Origin of the sequence: Paraburkholderia sp., assembly GCF_034668105.1 — a bacterium.
Lineage (GTDB): Bacteria > Pseudomonadota > Gammaproteobacteria > Burkholderiales > Burkholderiaceae > Paraburkholderia.
In genome coordinates, this window is the sequence record NZ_JAXDPY010000298.1 from 1 (window position 1) to 17,884 (window position 17,884).

General features: G+C 63.6%; 14 protein-coding genes and 1 pseudogene. 3 read left to right on the forward strand and 12 right to left on the reverse strand.

Going from position 1 to position 17,884, the window contains the following annotated elements:
* Positions 1 to 228, forward strand: a pseudogene (locus QOC89_RS13540) (DDE-type integrase/transposase/recombinase); the annotation flags it as partial.
* 155 nt (positions 229 to 383) lie between these two features.
* On the opposite strand, the gene QOC89_RS13545 reads toward QOC89_RS13540, so the two are convergent.
* From QOC89_RS13545 to QOC89_RS13590, 10 genes are all read right to left on the reverse strand, one after another.
* On the reverse strand, positions 384 to 1,085 hold the full coding sequence (locus QOC89_RS13545; RefSeq protein WP_093636074.1) for a sterol desaturase family protein: 702 nt from the start codon (positions 1,083 to 1,085) through the stop codon (positions 384 to 386).
* 55 nt (positions 1,086 to 1,140) lie between these two features.
* Positions 1,141 to 2,517: an MFS transporter gene (locus tag QOC89_RS13550; protein WP_323045475.1), complete on the reverse strand. Its 1,377-nt coding sequence runs from the start codon at positions 2,515 to 2,517 to the stop codon at positions 1,141 to 1,143.
* 93 nt (positions 2,518 to 2,610) lie between these two features.
* A complete protein-coding gene (locus tag QOC89_RS13555) occupies positions 2,611 to 4,344 on the reverse strand; it encodes a GMC family oxidoreductase (RefSeq protein ID WP_323045476.1) in 1,734 nt (577 codons plus the stop codon).
* 67 nt (positions 4,345 to 4,411) lie between these two features.
* Positions 4,412 to 5,218, reverse strand: coding sequence for an enoyl-CoA hydratase/isomerase family protein (locus QOC89_RS13560; protein ID WP_323045477.1), 807 nt, complete (start codon positions 5,216 to 5,218; stop codon positions 4,412 to 4,414).
* Positions 5,219 to 5,222: 4 nt separating this feature from the next.
* Entirely contained in the window at positions 5,223 to 6,842 is a 1,620-nt protein-coding gene (locus tag QOC89_RS13565; protein ID WP_323045478.1) for an AMP-binding protein, read from the reverse strand.
* Positions 6,835 to 7,356 (reverse strand): (2Fe-2S)-binding protein, encoded by a 522-nt coding sequence (locus QOC89_RS13570; protein WP_323045487.1) that lies wholly within the window; start codon positions 7,354 to 7,356, stop codon positions 6,835 to 6,837. Before QOC89_RS13570 ends, QOC89_RS13565 begins: the two co-directional genes overlap by 8 nt.
* 28 nt (positions 7,357 to 7,384) lie before the next feature.
* Positions 7,385 to 8,206 (reverse strand): FAD binding domain-containing protein, encoded by an 822-nt coding sequence (locus tag QOC89_RS13575; RefSeq protein WP_323045479.1) that lies wholly within the window; start codon positions 8,204 to 8,206, stop codon positions 7,385 to 7,387.
* Complete coding sequence (locus tag QOC89_RS13580; RefSeq protein WP_323045480.1) at positions 8,203 to 11,250, reverse strand: xanthine dehydrogenase family protein molybdopterin-binding subunit; 3,048 nt, start codon at positions 11,248 to 11,250, stop codon at positions 8,203 to 8,205. The genes QOC89_RS13575 and QOC89_RS13580 overlap by 4 nt, the downstream gene beginning before the upstream one ends.
* Positions 11,247 to 11,867: a UbiX family flavin prenyltransferase gene (locus QOC89_RS13585; protein ID WP_323045481.1), complete on the reverse strand. Its 621-nt coding sequence runs from the start codon at positions 11,865 to 11,867 to the stop codon at positions 11,247 to 11,249. The genes QOC89_RS13580 and QOC89_RS13585 overlap by 4 nt, the downstream gene beginning before the upstream one ends.
* Entirely contained in the window at positions 11,860 to 13,344 is a 1,485-nt protein-coding gene (locus QOC89_RS13590; RefSeq protein ID WP_323045482.1) for a UbiD family decarboxylase, read from the reverse strand. Before QOC89_RS13590 ends, QOC89_RS13585 begins: the two co-directional genes overlap by 8 nt.
* 339 nt (positions 13,345 to 13,683) lie before the next feature.
* Between QOC89_RS13590 and QOC89_RS13595 the strand changes: the two genes are divergently transcribed.
* Entirely contained in the window at positions 13,684 to 14,631 is a 948-nt protein-coding gene (locus QOC89_RS13595; protein WP_323045483.1) for a LysR family transcriptional regulator, read from the forward strand.
* Entirely contained in the window at positions 14,631 to 16,073 is a 1,443-nt protein-coding gene (locus tag QOC89_RS13600) for an aldehyde dehydrogenase family protein (protein ID WP_323045484.1), read from the forward strand. The genes QOC89_RS13595 and QOC89_RS13600 overlap by 1 nt, the downstream gene beginning before the upstream one ends.
* On the opposite strand, the gene QOC89_RS13605 is transcribed toward QOC89_RS13600, so the two are convergent.
* Positions 16,006 to 16,692: a hypothetical protein gene (locus QOC89_RS13605; protein ID WP_323045485.1), complete on the reverse strand. Its 687-nt coding sequence runs from the start codon at positions 16,690 to 16,692 to the stop codon at positions 16,006 to 16,008. The genes QOC89_RS13600 and QOC89_RS13605 overlap by 68 nt on opposite strands.
* A 183-nt stretch (positions 16,693 to 16,875) precedes the next feature.
* A partial coding sequence (locus QOC89_RS13610) for a HAMP domain-containing sensor histidine kinase (protein ID WP_323045486.1) occupies positions 16,876 to 17,884 on the reverse strand: 1,009 nt, incomplete at its 5' end.

Here is a 17,884-nt window from a genome sequence, read left to right on the forward strand (position 1 = left end):
GATGGGTATGCGGCCTCGCACCGGGCCGTGCGCGAGATGATCGCTGACGCTCTGCTGCCTGAGGGGACGCATGTGCGCTCCTCGAAGTATCTGAATAACGTGATCGAACAGGATCATCGAAACATCAGGTCCAGAACGAACGTGATGCTCGGATTCAAACGATTCGGGTGTGCGAAGACCACGATTTCAGGCATCGAGTTGATGCACCGCATCCGCAAGGGTCAGTTCAATCTCCGCACTCCCGGACTCAAGGCTACTACTGCACCCGCGTCTGGAATGCTGTCCTATTCAATAAATAAGGCATTCTTATGTATTGGAGACGTCTCGGTTTCACCGGCTGTTTGCACCAGAACCCCTGATTGCGAAAAACTCGCAGAAGCTCTTTATGGACGACGCGCCAGCGGTTCGCGTGCAGTGCGCGGCGCATCCCTGCGCGTGCCGAACAGCGTGTCGCAGATGGGAAACGTCAGGTTGAAATTTTGCGTCGCCATCAGTTCGGGATCGTGGTGCGTGACGTGCAGGCGCCGCACGGTATTGACGAACGGAACGCGGTCGAGCAACGGGCTGTCGGTGACGTGCGACAGTGTGTGCAGCCCCTCGTACATCAGGTAGTACGCCGCCATCGTGAGCAGCGCGATATATCCCGCATTGCGCGAAAACACATAACCAATGAAGAGTGCGAACGGCACGGCCGCCAGCACAAACGCGACCGGCGCAAACGGCGGAAACAACAACGCGCGCCAGTGCCGCTGGCCCTTGTATTCGAGCGTGACGTGGGTGAAGAATCTATGATGGACCGCGCAGTGCCGCTTGTAGATCATGCTGAAGTACTTCGTCGGGCGATGCAGCACGTAGCGATGCGCGGCCCATTCTGCCCAGTTGCCGAACAGAAAGAGCGGAATGACCGCCATCCATTCGGCAAGCGTGGGCGCATGAAGCTGCGTGAAACAGTACCCGATCACTCCACCCGTGAATAGCAGCGTGAAGCCAAGGTGCAGTTCACCGCGATACCAGGGCGGTGTGGCCGCAACATAATCGTCGCGAAACTGGTATGAGCGCGCGCGAACGTCCTCGTCGTATTTCATTGATGTCTCCTGTATCTGAGCGACGCGGGCGCGCTTTTGCGCCCGCTGGAATGCACTAGGCGGCCTCGCGGGCGGTGCCGTTATCGAGCTTGCCGCGAGTCTCCGGCACGATGAACGCACCCACCAGGAAAATTACGCTGATCGCCCCAGCGAAGATCGCAAGCGTCATCGGCAACTGGCTGGCGTCTTTTGCCACCAGCGAGACGGCGGTCGGCATCATCCCGCCGATCGCGAAGCCGATGTTCCATGACAGTCCCGTGCCTGTGGCGCGAATCGCGGTCGGAAAGCGTTCGTTCAGGAAGATCAGAATCGGCGCGTAGCCGGCGCTGCCGAGCGCGCTCAGAATCACCGCGTAGACGCCGATCATCGTGATGCTTTGCGCTGTGGGCAGCAGCAGGAATAGCGCAGGGAGCGCGACCAGGCGAATCAGGCCGATCCATACGAACGCGCTTTTGCGTCCAATGAAGGTGCTCAGATGTCCCGCCGCGATCGATGCGATCAACACCGCGACGCTGCAGATCATCAGAATCGCGGCCGCGGCGCCGTTCGGTGCGTGGCTCACCACCTTGAGGAAGGTCGGCAGGTAGCCGGACGTGAGGTAATAGCCGCTACCGCCGCCGATCGTCAGCAGCAGATTGACGAACAGAATCGAGCGATAGTCGCGTGAAAACAGCGTGCGGATCGGCGAGCGTACGACCTCGACCGGTGCGGCCGTGTTCTGCGTTGCGGCCTTGGCGGCCTTCTCGGCGGCCAGCTTCTTCCACAGCGGCGACTCTTCCAGACTACTGAAGACGAACAAGCCGAGAATCGAACTCACAATGCCGGTGAAGAACATGCAGCGCCAGCCCCACACGTCGAACAGGTCGCCCGGGAAGATCGCCGACATTGCCAGATAGGTGAGCGATGCGAGCAATGCGCCAAGTCCCGCCCCGCCACCGCCGATCAACCCCGACACCGCGCCACGATATTTCGGCGCGACCGATTCGGTGCCGATGGTGTGCGTCGACGCCACCACGCCGCCGACAAATACGCCCTGTACTAAACGCAGCATCAGGAACAGGATCGGCGCGACGAGGCCGACTTGCGCAACCGTCGGCAGCAAGCCGAAGGCTGCTGTCGAGAGACCCACGCCGACCACCGCAGTGATCATCGCGCCCTTACGTCCGTTGCGATCCGCGTAGGAGCCGAACCATGCCGAGCCGAGCGGCCGCATCAGCAAGGTCACGGCAAACGATGCATAGACCGCGGCAAGCGAGAGCATGGCGTGTTCGGACGGAAAGAACAGCCGCCCAACTACCGGTGCGACGAACAGCAAGACAAACAGATCGAACAAATCCAGTGCCCAACCGAGGCACGAGGCCACTACCGCACCCATCACTTGCCGCTGGTTTACCGCGGGCAAGGCGGCGCCATTCTGCGCTGCTACAGACATCGTCATCTCCTTGATTTTCAGCGGGCCGTCTTTCGATCGCCCCCGTTGTAAGGCACGTTCTGGATTGCGTGCTCTTAGTTATGTTAATGAACTTTATCGACCGACCACCGTGGATGACATCGTGCTTGACGCTGCGCCCGTGTACCTTCGCGCGAGCATCGCGTCGGCGATCTTTTCGGCCATCATGATGGTCGGGATATTCGTATTCGCCGAAGGCAGCCGCGGCATAAGTGACGCATCGACGACCCGCAAGCCCTGCGCGCCACGCACGCGGCCCGCGTTGTCCGTCACAGCCATGACGTCGTTCGCATCGCCCATCTTGCAGGTGCCGCTCGCGTGCCATACGCCGAACACATTGGCGCGAATGAACGACTCGAGTGCGTTCTCATCGGCAAGCAGCACAGACATTTGCTGGCCTCGCGTGAAAAACCGTTCGATCAACGCCCGCCGGATCGGCGCCGGCGTGTCGAGCAGCACCCCAAGCATCGAGGTCAGCGCGGCGTTGCGGGTTCCGACGCGGCTAAGCGCCTTGACCCGTGGTGAAAACGCCGCGGGGAAAAAGTCGCGTGGATCCTGACCGAGCCCCGAAGCCTCGACGATTTTCGCCAGCATTCGTACGCCGAAAGCGAGGCGCGCGACATCGCGTGGATCGTCGAGCAGATTCAGATCGACGCGCGGCGGCACCGCGCCGTCGGGTGAAACGAGTTGCACACGGCCGCGTGAATACGGGCGATTGCACCAGAGAAAGAACAGCCCGAGCCGGTTGCCGAGCGCATGCCATGCGGCCCGAGTCGCACTAGACAGATACAGATCGGACGCATCGCACCCTGCCACGCCCGAGGTGAAACGCGCAGCTGTCATACTCGCGCGGCGCCGCGACAGAGGCATGCGATAGCGTCGCTCGAGAAAATGGCAGAAGGTCAGCGACGGATGATCCTGCAGATTACGTCCCACGCCCGGCAGATCGATCATGCAATCGATGCCGAGCGCGCTCAGATCATCCCTCGCACCGACGCCCGCTCGCATCAGCAGCGCCGGCGATTGCAGCGCGCCTGCACACAGCACGACTTCATTCGCCTCGAAGCGCACGGGGGCACCGTTGCGCTCGACCGCCACCACACCGCGCGCGACCATGCCCTCCATCACAATGCGCTCGACTCGCAGCTCCGGGTAAATGTGCAGATTGCGGCGCGTGCGCGTCTGCGCATCCAGATAGGCGACGGCGGTCGAGATGCGCTTGTCGTTGAGATTCGAGAACGCGCCGGGAAAGTAGCCGTCACCGAATTCGCCGTTCTGGTCCTGCAAGCTGGCGAAGCCGTTTTTACGCATCCCGTCGGCAAACGCATGGCAGAACGGCGGCCAGTCGGCCTGAAGGACACGGCGAATAGGCACCGGCCCATCGTCGCCGTGCAGTTCGCCCTCCGGGAAATTCACGTCGCGTTCGAGCTTGCGGAAATACGGCAGCACGTCCTGCCACGCCCAGCCGGTTGCGCCATTGGCGGCCCAGTCGTCGTAGTCGCGCGGCAGGCCGCGATTGGCCGATTGCACGTTGATACTCGATCCGCCGCCCATCACGCGCCCTTGCTCATAGACACGCGGTGCGGCCGTTCGGGTGGCGCTCGCCTTGAGCTCCGGCCAGATGTACGTGTCGCCACAGAAAACCGGCATGGGATAGCTGTCGAGAATCGCCGCAGGCACAGCGCCCGGCGGCGTATCCTGGCCCGCCTCGATCAACGCGACGCGCAACGACGGTACTGCCGACAACCGGTGCGCAAGCACGCATCCGGCTGAGCCACCGCCCACAATCACGTAATCGAAACGCTCCATATGCTTTGTCTCCTGCGGTTTTTTATTCGCTACGCGGTGTTGCCCGCTATGTTGTGCTGCGTTCGGTTCAACTGCCGCGAAACACCGGTTTGCGTTTGCCATGAAACGCTTCGACCCCCTCGCGGAAATCGTCGGACGTGCGCAGACGGCTATAGCAATGCCCTTCGAGTTCGATCGCGATCGAGAGCGGCGCATCTTCGCTATCGTTCAGCAGCTTCTTGGCGGTGCGTTGCGCGAGCGGCGAGAAGGCCCGCAGTTCATCCACCAACGCATCGGTCGTGGCCTCGAGTTGCGCATCAGCCACGCATTCCACCGCGATTCCCCAGTCGTAGGCCTGCTTGCCCGGAATGCGGCGCGAGCGCATGACGATGTCCTTCGTCCGACCGACGCCGACCATCTGCTGCAAACGCGCCGAGCCGCCCGAGCCCGGGATCTGGCCGAGCTTCTGTTCCGGCAGCGCGTAGAAGGTGGTGTCGGTGGCGATGCGGAAATCGCACGCGAGCGACAGTTCGAAACCCACGCCGAAGCAGAAACCGCGATTGGCGGCAATCACCGGCTTGGAGCAGCGCGCAGGCGCCGCGATATTCCAGGCGAGTTTGGACACGTGTTCAGGCGACGCCTCGAGAAAACCCTTGATATCTCCGCCGCTAGAGAAGTGTTCACCCGTGGCGCGCACGACGATCACGCGCACGCGCTCGTCTTCGTCAAGTGCTTCGAAGGCCGCGCGCAGCTGGTCGCGTGCATGCATCGAAATCACGTTGAACGGCGGCCGATGCAGAATAATGTCGGCCCGCTCGCGTGCGGCGTCGATCTCGATCGAAAAGCCGTCGAGTTCTTGCAGCAGGCTCTGGCCGCGGTGAGTCAAGTCGGTCATGGGGTTACTCCTTGGTAGTTTCCGTGTGTGTGGCAATGAATGCGCCGCTGGCGCGGATGTGGTTGCCGTCGTTACCGTCATCAGGCTGACCACGTTCGTCGCGTTCGTACTCGCCCGCGGACAACTTGCGGCGCAAGATCTTGCCAACCGGCGATTTCGGAATGTCGTCGACGAAGACGTACTCGCGCGGCCGCTTGAAGTTGACGAGATTGGACGTTCGGCAATACGCATCGAGCGTTTCAGCGTCGACGTATTCGCGGCGTTTGACGAAGGCGACGACCCGTTGGCCCCACCGCTCGTCTTTCACGCCTGCCACCGCCACGTCGTCGACGGCGGGATGCAGAGACAGCACCGATTCGATATCGACCGGCGAAATGTTCTCGCCGCCGCTGATGATCATGTCGTCGACGCGTCCGGACACGTACAGGTCGCCTTCGAGGTCGAAGAAGCCGGTGTCGCCGGTGAAATACCAGCCGTCGCGCAATGACCTGGCGTTGGCGTCGGGGCGGTTCCAGTAGCCCTCGAAGGCTTCGTCGCCGAGCAGGTCCGCGATGATCTGGCCTTCTTCGCCGGCCTGCGCCAGATCCTCTGGCGTTTGCGCATCGAGCTTCACGACACGCAGGCGCGTATTGATGCCTGCACGCCCTGCGCTGCCCGGTTTCTGCGTTGCGTCCTGGTCGATGCTGAAGGTGTAGACCTCCGACGAGCCGTAGTGATTGACGAACAGTTCGGGTTTGAAAGCAGCAGAGAGCCGCTTGAGCAAACCGTCGTTCATGGGCGCGCCGGCAAAGCCGAGCTTTTTGACAGATGTCGTGTCGATAGCCTCGAAAGCGGGATCGCCCAGCAGATCGTGATAAAGCGTCGGCACCAGATAAAGACAGCTGATCTGATACTGCGCGATGGAATCGAGCGCGAAGCGGGCGTTCCAGCGGCGAGCGCAAACGAACACGCCGTCAACCATGGCCATCGAGAGCAGCGAGCGCACGCCCATCGTGTGATACAACGGCATCACCCCGAGCGTGCGCTCGCCATGCCGGTACAGGTTCTGCGCGACATGGGCGAGCGCTGCAGCCCGCTCATGACGGTGACGGCGCGGCACCCCTTTGGCCTTACCCGTGGTGCCCGACGTGTAAAGAATCAGCGAGTAGTCGTCCGCATTCGCGCGAGTGGTCTGGATGCTGGCATCATGCGAGCGCTCGGCGAGGAGTGTTGCGAATCCGGCGGTGCGGCCTTGCGCGTCGTCGAGCCCGATGCGCGGCAGATTTTGCGCAGACGGGCTTTGCGTGACCGCTTCGGCACTGACCGGTTCATAGACGATCGCCTTCACGCCGGCATCGGTCACGCAGTAATCGAGTTCCTCAGGCTTGGCGCGCCAGTTCAACGGCACGATCACAATGCCCGCGAACTGGCAGGCCCAGTGCAAGGTTGCCATTTCCCAGCGGTTTTGCAGTACGACGAGCAGCCGGTCCCCGTGCGCGAGACCCAGTTCGCGCAGGCCTTCGGCGACGTTCACGATGATGCGATGCCACTGCGCATAGGTCAGTGTCAGCGTGCCATCGACCAGAGCGAGCGCGTTCGGGCTGCGCTCCACGCTTTGCAGATAGGTTCGGCCGAGATCAAGCATGAGCGGTCTCCACGGTCTCACCGGCCTGCTTGCCTGCGTTACGTCTCGCCGCCACGTCCAGCACCGCTGCGACGATCGGCGTATAGCCCGTACAGCGGCACAGATGGCCCGAGAGCATGTCGCGCACCTGCGTCTCGGTGGGATCGGGCACGCGCTTCAGATAGTCCGCGCACGACATCAGAATGCCGGCTGTACAGAAGCCGCACTGCAAGGCGTGGTGGCGTTGAAACGCCTGCTGCAGATCGCCGAGCACCATATCGGGCGCGAGGCCCTCGACTGTATCGATGCGACGTCCTTGCGCCTGCACCGCCAGCATCAGGCAAGAACGCCCTGCCACGCCGTCGATGTGTACCGTACACGCGCCGCAGACGCCATGTTCGCAACCGACATGGGTGCCGGTCGCGCCCAGTTCGTGACGGATGAAATCCGACAGCAGGTCGCGTGGCTCGCAATAACCGCTGCGCTCGCGGCCATTGAGCGTCAGCGTGATGCACGGCCGGTCGCCCTGCCGCATGATGTTGTCTTCAGACGTGTTGCTCACTTTACTTTGCCTCCTCGATCACGCGCCATCCGAGTTGCCGCACCAGATGCCGGCGATAGGTCGCGCTAATGTGCGCGTCGTCCTGCGCGCCCAGCTTCCAGCTCAAATCGTTCAATGCACTGCGTAGGTCTTCGCCGTGCAAACGCGGCCATTTCTCGACCACCGGCCGATCCGCGACGCCGCCCACCGCGAGGCGGATCGAGTCGCTCGTCACCACCGCCGCGCACGCGACCATCGCGAAATCGCCATGACGCGCAGAGAATTCGGTGAAGCCGTAGCGTTCGCCGGGCTTCTTCAGCGGGAAACGCACCGCTTCGACCAATTCGTCCGGTTCGCGCGCCGTCATCAACATCCCCTGGAAAAATTCCTCGGCCTTCAGGACACGCTTCTTCTTTTTCGAGCGCAGCGTCACGTCGCCACCGAGCGCCGCCAGCACAAGGGGCAATTCCGCGCTCGGATCGGCGTGTGCAATCGAGCCGCACACCGTGCCGCGATTGCGAATCTGAAAGTGCGAAATGTGCGGGAACGCCATCGCCAGCAGAGGCACTTCGTCGCGCAGTGACGCGCGCCATTCGACGCTGCCCTGCGTGGCGGCCGCGCCCACAATCAGCTGACCTGCTTCGTTATCGGTGCGCACCGCGTTCAGTTCGTCGGTGCGCGAGATATCGACCAGCATGCGCGGCTGCGCGAGCCGCATGTTCAGCACCGCCATCAGCGACTGCCCCCCGGCCAGCACGCGGGCGTCTTCGCCGTTTTGCGCGAGTGCGTCGAGCGCGTCCTGCGCGGTCATCGCGCGCAGATAATCGAACGGCGCGGGTTTCATGCCTGCCTCCTGAAACGTGCGAGCAACCGCGATAGCCACCCGCCTCCTGTTTTCACCGGTTTGCCTGCGGCCTGGCGTCCAAGCGATTCGAACAGTTGCCGTAACACGACCTTGGCCGCCCCTTCGAGCATCCGTCCGCCGACGGCCGCGACCTTGCCCGACACCTGGGCTTCGTAGTCATAGGAAAGACGCGTACCGCTTTCGATCGGCGTCAACTCGACAAGGCCGCTGCCGCGCGCGCTGCCGAGCGACGACATCCCCGCGCCGGCCAAACGCAGCCGATGTGGCGCGTCGATTTCCGACAACCCGATCTTCGCTTCGAAGCGCGCCTTGATCATGCCCACGCCGACCGTCACGTCGGCGCGATACTGGTTCGTGCCTTCTGCTTCGAGCGCGTGGCAACCCGGTATCACTCTGGCGAGCGCGTCCGGATCGAGCAGCACGGCGAAAATGGCTTCCGGCGAGGCCGGCAAATCGACGCTGCCTTGCGCGGTCAGCGCCTTGCCGCCGCCGGGCATCGCCGGTTTCGCCGGCGGCGTGTCGCGCAACTCGGGACGCGACGGCGCGGGGTCGTCGATACCGATGAGCGCCATGACCTTCGGAGGCGTCAACGGCAAACGGATATCGTCGACGCCGAGTGCGTCCGCCACCGCATTCGCGATGCACGGCGGCGTGCTCATGTTGTTGCCCTCGCCAAGTCCTTTCGCGCCCAACGGCGTGAACGGACTCGGCGTTTCCAGATGCACGATCACCGGATCGGGCACTTCGCAGGTGGTCGGCATCAGATAATCGGCGAGCGTGCCCGACTGGAAGCTGCCATCCGCGCCGTAGCGGAATTCCTCCATCAACGCCGCACCGAGACCTTGCGCGAACGCGCCGCGAATCTGGCCATCGGCGAGCGCGGGATTCAGCAGCGTGCCGGCGTCGTGCGCGGTGACATATCGGTCGATCCGCACGCGGCCCGTGGCGCGGTCCACTTCCACCCCGCACATGTCGAAGGCAAACCCGTAAGCCGCCGACGTGTTGATGCGATCGTTCTCGTCCGGCGCCGCCATGTTCGGCGGATTCCAGAACACGGTCTCACGCAAGCCGGGCTCCTCGCCTTCGGGCAAGAGCGCGGGCGCCCAATGCGGCGCATTGGCAGCGACGCGGCCGAACGGCTGAGCGCGATCCTCTGCACCACGGGCATAAATGCGGCCGCCTTCGAAACACACCTCTTCCGGCGCGCAACCCAACTGTTTCGACACAATGCGCGCGACCTTGTCGCGTACGCGCACGGCCGCCAGATGCACCGTGCCCGCCACCGCGCCGGCAAAGCGGCTCGAATAATTGCCCGCCGCCACCGACCACGCGTCCTTATGCGTATCGAACTCGACATTGACGACGACGTCTTGCGGCGAGACGCCGAGCACATCCGCGACCACCTGCGCGCACACCGTCATATGCCCCTGGCCCGCGGGCGTCGACGCGATCGTCACCACCACGCCGCCCAGCAGATCGACGCTGACCGTGGCGCTCGCGATCGCGCCGCTCTTCGGGCCGGCCTTCCTGCGCGCGTCGGCGGGCATCACCGTCGTGATATAGCCCATGTTCGACACCGACGGCTCGACGATCGCCGCGAAGCCGATGCCGTACAGCCGCCCTTCCTTGCGCGCCGCCTCGCGGCGCGCACGCAGTTCGTCATAGCCGCCTTCGGCCAGCGCGCGGCGCAGCGCCTCCTGATAGTTGCCCGAGTCGAGCAAGGCGCCCGCTGCGGCGCGATACGGGAAGGCATCGGCGGCGACGAAATTGCGGCGATACACGTCGAGCACATCCAGCTTTAACTCAAGCGCAATGCGTTGTATCAGCCGTTCGAGCGCGAAGTAAACCTGCGGGCCGCCGAAGCCGCGCACGAGACCCGTGGGCGTCTTGTTGGTCAGCACGACGCGATTGCGCACCAGCAGATTGTCGATGGCATACGCGCCGGTCAGGCAGCCATGCATCCGGTAGAACGTCGCCGGTTCCGGCGCGCGCAGATAGCCCCCGCAATCTTCAAGTTGATCGTAGGAGAGCGCGGTAATGCGGCCGTCGCTTTCGACAGCCGCCTCGAGCGTCGACAGGCGTGCCGTCGCGGAGGTCGCCGCGCTCAGATGTTCGAGCCGGTCCTCGACCCACTTCACCGGCGCGCCAGCTTTGCGGGAGGCGAGGCACATCAGCACGACATAGGGAAACACCGCCTGCTTCACGCCGAAACTACCGCCCGAATCGCGCGGCGCCTTGTGACGCAGACGATTGGCCGGCACGTTCAGCGCCATCGCCATCACCGCGTGCAGCGAGAACGGGCCCATGAAATTCGACGTAACGTCGTAGCCTTCGTCGCCCGCCAGATATTCGGCGATCACCACGCCGCATTCGATCGGCGCACAGGTATTGCGCGGATAATGCGCGACCAGTTTCACGCGATGTGGCGCTCTATCGAACGCAGCTTCGGGATCGCCATAGCGGAAGCGGCGGTCGCTGATCACATTGGTGCCGACCTTTTCATGCAGCACCGTTGAGTCCGCGCTCGCCGCCTGTTCGATCGTCGTGACCGGATCGAGCGTGGAATATTCGACCTTGAGAAGATCGAGGCCGTCTTCGGCGATGGCCCGCGATTCCGCCAGCACCACCGCGACAGGTTCGCCGACATAGCGCACGCGGTCCATCGCGAGCGCCCACTGCTCCATCGGCGATTTCACCCCCACCACGAAGGGGCGCGACCACGCACGCAGGTCCTCGCGCGTCAGGATCGCGCGCACGCCGGGCAGTTTCGACGCGGCGTCGGTATTGATGGCAACGAGTTCCGCATGGGCATGCGGTGAGCGCAGAATTGCCGCATGCAGGGTGCCGGGTTTGGTGCCGAGATCGTCGCCATAACGGCCACGGCCGGTCAGGATTGCGGGGTCTTCGAGACGCTCCATCGGGCGGCCAAGATGACGCTGTCCACGCTCTACGCTTTCGTCGCGGTTTGGTTCAACCTCTACCGTCGCAGCATTGTCTGAATTGATCATGTCGCGCTGGTTCATTCGTCGGCTCCTTCACGGCGGCCCGCGAACTCATCGGCGAGTCCGCTCCAGCGCTGGGCGATTTCGCGGTGCTCGATGCCGAACAGATCCAGAATCCGGCCGACGGTGTGATCGACCACGTCCTCGATGGTCTTCGGATGGGCGTAGAACGCGGGCACCGGCGGCATCACGATCGCGCCCATCTCGGTGGCAAGCGTCATGTTGCGCAAGTGCGCGAGATTGAGCGGTGTTTCCCGTGCGACCAGCACCAGTCGGCGACGCTCCTTGAGCATGACGTCGGCGGCCCGCGTGAGCAGGTTGTCGGCGAAGCCATTGGCCACGCCCGCAAGCGTTTTCATCGAGCACGGCGCAATGACCATGCCCGCGGTGATGAAGGAACCGCTCGCCACTGCCGCGCCGATATCGCGCACGTTGTAGACCACGTCGGCGAGGCTCTCCAGATCACCGCGCGCCATGCCCAGTTCCTGTGCCGCCGTCACCGCGCCCGAGGCCGACACGATCAGATGCGTCTCATGCGTGCCGAGGCGGCGTAGCGCGGCAAGCAGGCGCACGCCGATCAGCGCGCCGCTCGCGCCCGAAATGCCCACGACAATCCGCTCACCCTTATTGTCAGGCATGAACGTCACCCAGATAGGTATCGAACGCGTTGTTGTCGCCGGCGACGAGCGCGTCCAGGTCCACCGAGTCCTGCCCCGGAATGCGCACGCGCGTGAACACATGCGCCGCATAAACCACCGGCCGCGTGGCGTCGAGCCCCATCTTCGCGCTGATGCCCTGCAGATGCGCCGGGGCGTCATCCGGCTGGCCCACGGTGGTCGACGGATCGAGCGGCGAGCCCTGCGCGCCTTCGATCACGACCAGATCACGATCGGCCTGGAAGCGCGTGGCGATGGCCCATTCGATTTCAGCTGGGTCGTGCACGTCCACGTCGGTATCCACCACCACCACCTGTTTGATGTCGTAGTGGGCGCCGAACGCACACAGGATCACGTTTTTCGCTTCGCCTTCGCGCTTCTTCTCGAGCTGGATCCACAGGTGATAACGGCACACGCCGCCAACTGACAGGTGTACGTCTTTCACGTTCGGATGGCTGCGCTGCAGATGCGCGAGCAGCGTCGCCTCACGCGGAATCGCGCCAAGCAGCAGATGTTCCATTTCGGCCGGCACAATCGTGTGATAAATCGGCTTTGCGCGATGCGTGAGCGCCGTGACCTCGATCACCTCACGCGCCTCTCGCGAGCTGTAATACTTTGGAAACTCGCCGAACGGGCCTTCCTGCTCGCGCACGTTCGGCAGGATGCGCCCTTCGATCACGATCTCCGCGAAGGCCGGCACCTTCACGCCATTGCTCACGCACTTCACGACCGGCAGCGGCGCCCCGTGCAGCGCGCCTGCGATCTCCAGCTCGTCGTGATCGATCGGCGTAATCGCCTGCGACGCGAGCATCGTCAGTGGGTCCACGCCAATCACCACGGCGAGCTCGAGCGGCTCTCCCGCGGCTTCCGCGGTTCGCTGAAAGGCGTACAGATGGCGCGGCAGCAGGAGGATCGCCATGCGGTCCGGTCCATGCACCTGGATCCGGTTGATCGATACGTTCTGGATGCCGGTGCGCGGATTGCGCGCGATCACGAGACCAGCGGTGATGTACGGGCCACTATCATGTTCGCTATGTGTCGGGATGGGCAACAGCTTGTGTAGATCGATCCCTTCCGTATGGATGACCTGCTGGCATAGCCCGGTACTCGCCGGGACCTCCTGCCACGGGAGCGGATGCTCGGCGGCTTCGCGAAAGCGTTGCAACAGTTGGTCCTCACTCACGCCCATCGCTTCGGCGATCCACGCGCGCCTCGACATGAAACCGCTGACCACCGGAATTGCATGACCACCAGGCCGCACGAATACTGCCGCGCGCGAGCCGTCGAGCTTCTTCGCGATCGCTGCGAGTTCGTGCTCGAGCGCGACGGCCTTTTCGATGGTGGCCACCCGCCCGCTCGCCGACAGGTGCTCGAGCCAGCTTCGCAGCGAGCGGGCGGGACGCGCTCCGGCGCCCGGAGAAACCGTCGTTTCGAGGAAAGCGGTACCGCGAGAGCTCATCTGGGTCTCCATATGTCGTGTCGATGTGCGCCCGCTGTTTGTGGCGGGCGCACCGGGGATCTGGATGGAGCGTAGCGAGAATGGCGTATAACTTCTAATAGTGTTTTTTGATTTTCTACATCATTTAGGCTGATATCCGCGTTACCCCTGATGACGCTGTGCAGCGTCTTGAGTATTAATAGCAGCGACCGTCAATATGCTTACCGTGACGGGCTTTTTGGTGACCGATCGACGAGCCCGGTTCGTACGAAATCCCAGTGCCGCGACTCCACGGCGTTGATAACAGTGACCGTCGATATCAAAAACAATGAAAACGTGGAAGCCTGATCAAACACACCCATGGACCTGAGGCAGATTCAATATTTCATCGCGCTGTTCGAAGACGGCTCGGTCACCCGCGCGGCCAAGCGTCTGAACATCGTGCAACCGGCGCTCAGCATGCAGATCGCGAAGCTCGAGGAAGAGCTGCATCAGCAACTGTTCGAGCGCGGTGCGCACGGAATGACGCCGACCGCCGCCGGGCGGCTCATGTATCGGCTCTTCCTGCCGATCATGCGCGACCTTGCGCACGCGCGGCAGCAGCTGATCCAGCGCGACGAGATCATCACCGGGCGTGTGTCGATCGGGTTGATCGCGTCGATCAGCGAAAGCGTGCTGGCCGATTCACTCTCGCGCTATCACGAGAAATATCCATACGTCGAAGTCACCGTCTCCGACGGCTACAGCGCGACCTTCATCGACTGGGTCGCCGGCGGCCAGCTCGATGCGGCGCTCATCAACAAGCCGCGCGGCAAGCTTTCGCTCGATGCGCAAGCGATCCTCGACGAAGAAATGGTGCTCGCCACCAGTGCGGCACACGGCCCCGACCTGCCGCACGCGATCGAGCTGGCCAAGCTGCCCGAACTCGAACTGGTGCTGCCGACCAAGCGGCACGGCCTGCGCGGCGTGCTCGATACCGCCGCGCAGCACGAGGACGTGCTCCTCGCGCCGCGCTTCGAAATCGATGTGCTCAGCAGCATCGTGCAACTGGTCGGCAATACGGGTTTCGCGACCATCCTGCCGCGTATCGTGGTCGAGCGCGCAGTCCGAGCGGGCACGTTGCGCGCGTATCCGATTCTGGCGCCACGCATCGTGCGCCACATCGTCTGCATCACGCATCCGCGCCGGCCGCTAAGCGCTGCGGCGGACGCGCTGATCTCGATCATCGCCGACGAACTACGCCAGGTGCTCAACGCCGCGCCGTTGGATGCGACAAAGGACACCCCTACCCCGATCAGGAAAATTTGATGAACCCACAACACTGGATCGCCGGCATTTGGACCGGCACGCCGACGCAGCCGGCGATCGACCCGGCCACCGGCGAGCCGATCGGACTGTATGCCGACGGAGGCGCGGCAGAGGCGGATGCGGCCATTGACGCCGCGCGCGCTGTGTTCGATCGCACCACGTGGGCACAGGACGCGCGGCTACGGCAGAACGTGCTGCTTGACTGGGCCACGGCGCTGGATGCAAAGCGGAACGAACTGGCGACGCTGATGGCGCGCGAGAACGGCAAAGCGATCGCGCAGGCGCGCGGCGAAATCGCCGCGGCGATCTCGGAGGTTCGCTATTACGCCGGGCTTGCGCGCCATTTGCCCGGCCACGTGCTGGAGCCTGAACCTGGCACGATCTCCACGCTGCTGCGCGAAGCTGCCGGCGTCGCCGCGATCATCGTGCCGTGGAACGCGCCCGCGGTGCTGCTGGTGCGCTCGCTCGCGCCGGCTCTCGCGGCCGGCTGCACGTGCGTCGTCAAGCCGGCGGCGCAGACGAGCCTGCTGAACGCGGCGATGATGCGCTGCCTCGCCGGCACCGCGCTGCCGAAGGGCGCGGTCAATGTAGTGAACGAGACCGGGCATGCGGCTGGCGAGCGACTCGTCGAATCCCATGATGTCGACGTCGTGAGCTTCACGGGGTCGACGGCTACCGGCAAGCGGATCATGGCCGCGGCCGCCGACAGCATGAAAAAACTTTCGCTCGAACTGGGCGGCAAATCATGCTGCGTGGTGTTCAACGATGTCGATGTCGCCGCGATCGCGCCGCGTCTCGCGCGCGCGGCGACGATCATCTCCGGTCAGCAATGCACGGCCGCGCGCCGCGTGCTCGTCCATGCCTCGAAAGCGCAGCAGATGCGCGAGCAATTGGCCGCCGCGCTCGCCGCGCTGAAGGTGGGTCCGGGAAGCGACGCGGCGACCGATATCGGCGCGCTGATCGACCATCGCACGCGCGATGCGGTCAACGCGACGATCGAACGGGCGTGCGACAGCGCGGACCATGTGCTGCTGCGCGGTGCGAGCCGCGGCAACGCGTTCCTGGCGCCGACGCTGGTCGAGCATGGCGATCCGAAAGCGTTTTTCTGTCAGGAGGAGATCTTCGGGCCGTTCGTCACGCTGGAGACCTTCGAAGACGAGGCCGAGGCGCTCAGCAAGGCCAACGATACGGTGTTCGGTCTCTCCGCGAGCGTATGGACTCACGACGTCGCGCGTGCCTATCGGATCGCCCGGGCGCTGCGCAACGGCACGGTGTGGATCAACGACCACAACCGATTATTCGCCGAAGCGGAAACCGGCGGGTATCGGCAGAGTGGCCTCGGCCGTCTGCACGGGTACGATGCACTGGCGGACTTCACCGAACTGAAACACATCTGCTTGAATGCGGGCGTGCCGGAGCAATTGGAAACAGTGGGTCAGTAGGCAATGCCGCGCGAACCGTGGCGCGGGAAACGTGCGCGGTGTAGGCCGGCATATTCACATCGCTGGACGACTTCGGGTCTGGATACTCCAGTCTCAGCCATCTTGTTTGACTCCCATCGACATACTTAAGTCTCGGATCGACGGCACGTTCCTCCTCAACTGTCAGCCAATGGAACCGTGCGAGGCGTTCCGACTCGAAGCGCAACGTTGGGAAGTTGCGCCGGAGTCTTGGTGCGTCGAACAGTTGCTCCAACTCCCCGGCGGTGAATCGTGCGACTCGCGCATTGGCGAACGCCATGGTCGGCAGTTCATCAGCCTGATCGAGCGGACCGAGGTGATGGCGCACGGTCATCCTGCGCGAATATGCCTTGTCAAGGGCAGTTGCAACCGTTGACAGATCGAGCGCGAGTCCCGATTGGTTGGACGGTAGCCCGCATGGCAAACCAAGCGACCAGAGCGCATTGCTCAGAGCGAATATTGCTTTGCCGCCGCCATAACGGCGGTCGAGCAGTTCATCGAGCTCAACGAAGGCTGGCGCTGTTAGCAGGTTGTCCGGCCCCGGCGGAGGTATGCGCCATAGGACGGCCAAAACGTCGAGAAGCTGCTGATCTGCTTCCATCGCTAGCTGCAACATTCAACAAGTCGATTGAACGCAGAATCCATTGCGCCTGATCCTGCAAATCTTCGGGCGGGTGATTTTCGTCCTTCGAGGTTTCGACCAGCACGACCAAGGCCAGGCGCGCGCGGTGCTACGCCGCGAGCGAACCGGAGTCATGCCATCCAAGCCAGTTGCTCGCGCTCATCACGGCGCTCCTCGGCTAACTGCCTGCCGGGGCAGGCTCACCGTAAATACCGTCTCCTGTGCATCGGATCGCACCTCGATGATGCCGCCGTGCGCCACGGCGATCTGGCGGGCGATATACAGTCCGAGCCCGAGATTGGCGCCCTTCCTCGATCCGGCATCCGGGCCGCGCTGCAGCGGGTCGAATAGCCTTGGCAGTAGCGCAGGATCGATAGGGGTGCCTCTATTTCTCACCTCGAACCGGATCTCCGTTCCGTCACCAGTCATCACCACCCGCACCGGCGCGTCCGGCGCGCCGTACCTGAGCGCATTCACGACCAGGTTACCCAGCAACTGCTGCAGGCGCAGACCGTCCCAGACGCCGCGCAGGTTCGCTGGCGCCTCCAGCACGATCGGGCGGTCGGGATGAGCCGCACGCAGCTGGTCCGTCTCATCGGCAAAAACCGCCACAAGGTCGACCTCGGCTGGCACGATGCTGATGCCCAGACCCAGCTCGGTCCGGTTGAAATCGCACAGGTCGTCGAGCAGCGCCTGCATCCGGGCGCCAGTCCGGATCAGACGGTCTGCGGCAACCGATACCCCTTCGCCGGCATGGATCTTCGTTAGATAGCACGCTGTCGCCTGGATGGTCTGCAGCGGACTGCGCATGTCATGGCCCAGCATTCCGAGGAACAGGTTGCGTGTCCGTTCGACTTCAGCGCTGAAAGAACGGACCGATTCGGCAATCGCCTGGTCCACCGCTTCATTGAAACGGATGATGTCATCGAGATGGGGCGCTTCAGGCTGACAGTCGTCCATCCACAATTCAAGCACGCTGGCACGCAGCGCGCGGTATTCGGCGGCCAACTGGTTGATGTCGAAACCGCTTTGCGCGCGCAGAATGGCGTGCGTTTGTGCCGCCGTGTGCGGCGCATCGGCCAGTTGCGGGGCCCGCCCCCATGCTTTCTCCGATTGCGCGTCCGCGGTCTGCCCGGTCGACAGGTCGGCCACCATCGCTTCAAGCAGCGGC

Excerpts from the sequence above, each read along its gene's own strand:
- QOC89_RS13545 (WP_093636074.1), bottom strand. The coding sequence starts at position 1,085 with ATGAAATACGACGAGGACGTTCGCGCGCGCTCATACCAGTTTCGCGAC.
- QOC89_RS13550 (WP_323045475.1), bottom strand. The coding sequence starts at position 2,517 with ATGTCTGTAGCAGCGCAGAATGGCGCCGCCTTGCCCGCGGTAAACCAG.
- QOC89_RS13555 (WP_323045476.1), bottom strand. The coding sequence starts at position 4,344 with ATGGAGCGTTTCGATTACGTGATTGTGGGCGGTGGCTCAGCCGGATGC.
- QOC89_RS13560 (WP_323045477.1), bottom strand. The coding sequence starts at position 5,218 with ATGACCGACTTGACTCACCGCGGCCAGAGCCTGCTGCAAGAACTCGAC.
- QOC89_RS13565 (WP_323045478.1), bottom strand. The coding sequence starts at position 6,842 with ATGCTTGATCTCGGCCGAACCTATCTGCAAAGCGTGGAGCGCAGCCCG.
- QOC89_RS13570 (WP_323045487.1), bottom strand. The coding sequence starts at position 7,356 with ATGCGGCAGGGCGACCGGCCGTGCATCACGCTGACGCTCAATGGCCGC.
- QOC89_RS13575 (WP_323045479.1), bottom strand. The coding sequence starts at position 8,206 with ATGAAACCCGCGCCGTTCGATTATCTGCGCGCGATGACCGCGCAGGAC.
- QOC89_RS13580 (WP_323045480.1), bottom strand. The coding sequence starts at position 11,250 with ATGAACCAGCGCGACATGATCAATTCAGACAATGCTGCGACGGTAGAG.
- QOC89_RS13585 (WP_323045481.1), bottom strand. The coding sequence starts at position 11,867 with ATGCCTGACAATAAGGGTGAGCGGATTGTCGTGGGCATTTCGGGCGCG.
- QOC89_RS13590 (WP_323045482.1), bottom strand. The coding sequence starts at position 13,344 with ATGAGCTCTCGCGGTACCGCTTTCCTCGAAACGACGGTTTCTCCGGGC.
- QOC89_RS13595 (WP_323045483.1), top strand. The coding sequence starts at position 13,684 with ATGGACCTGAGGCAGATTCAATATTTCATCGCGCTGTTCGAAGACGGC.
- QOC89_RS13600 (WP_323045484.1), top strand. The coding sequence starts at position 14,631 with ATGAACCCACAACACTGGATCGCCGGCATTTGGACCGGCACGCCGACG.
- QOC89_RS13605 (WP_323045485.1), bottom strand. The coding sequence starts at position 16,692 with ATGGAAGCAGATCAGCAGCTTCTCGACGTTTTGGCCGTCCTATGGCGC.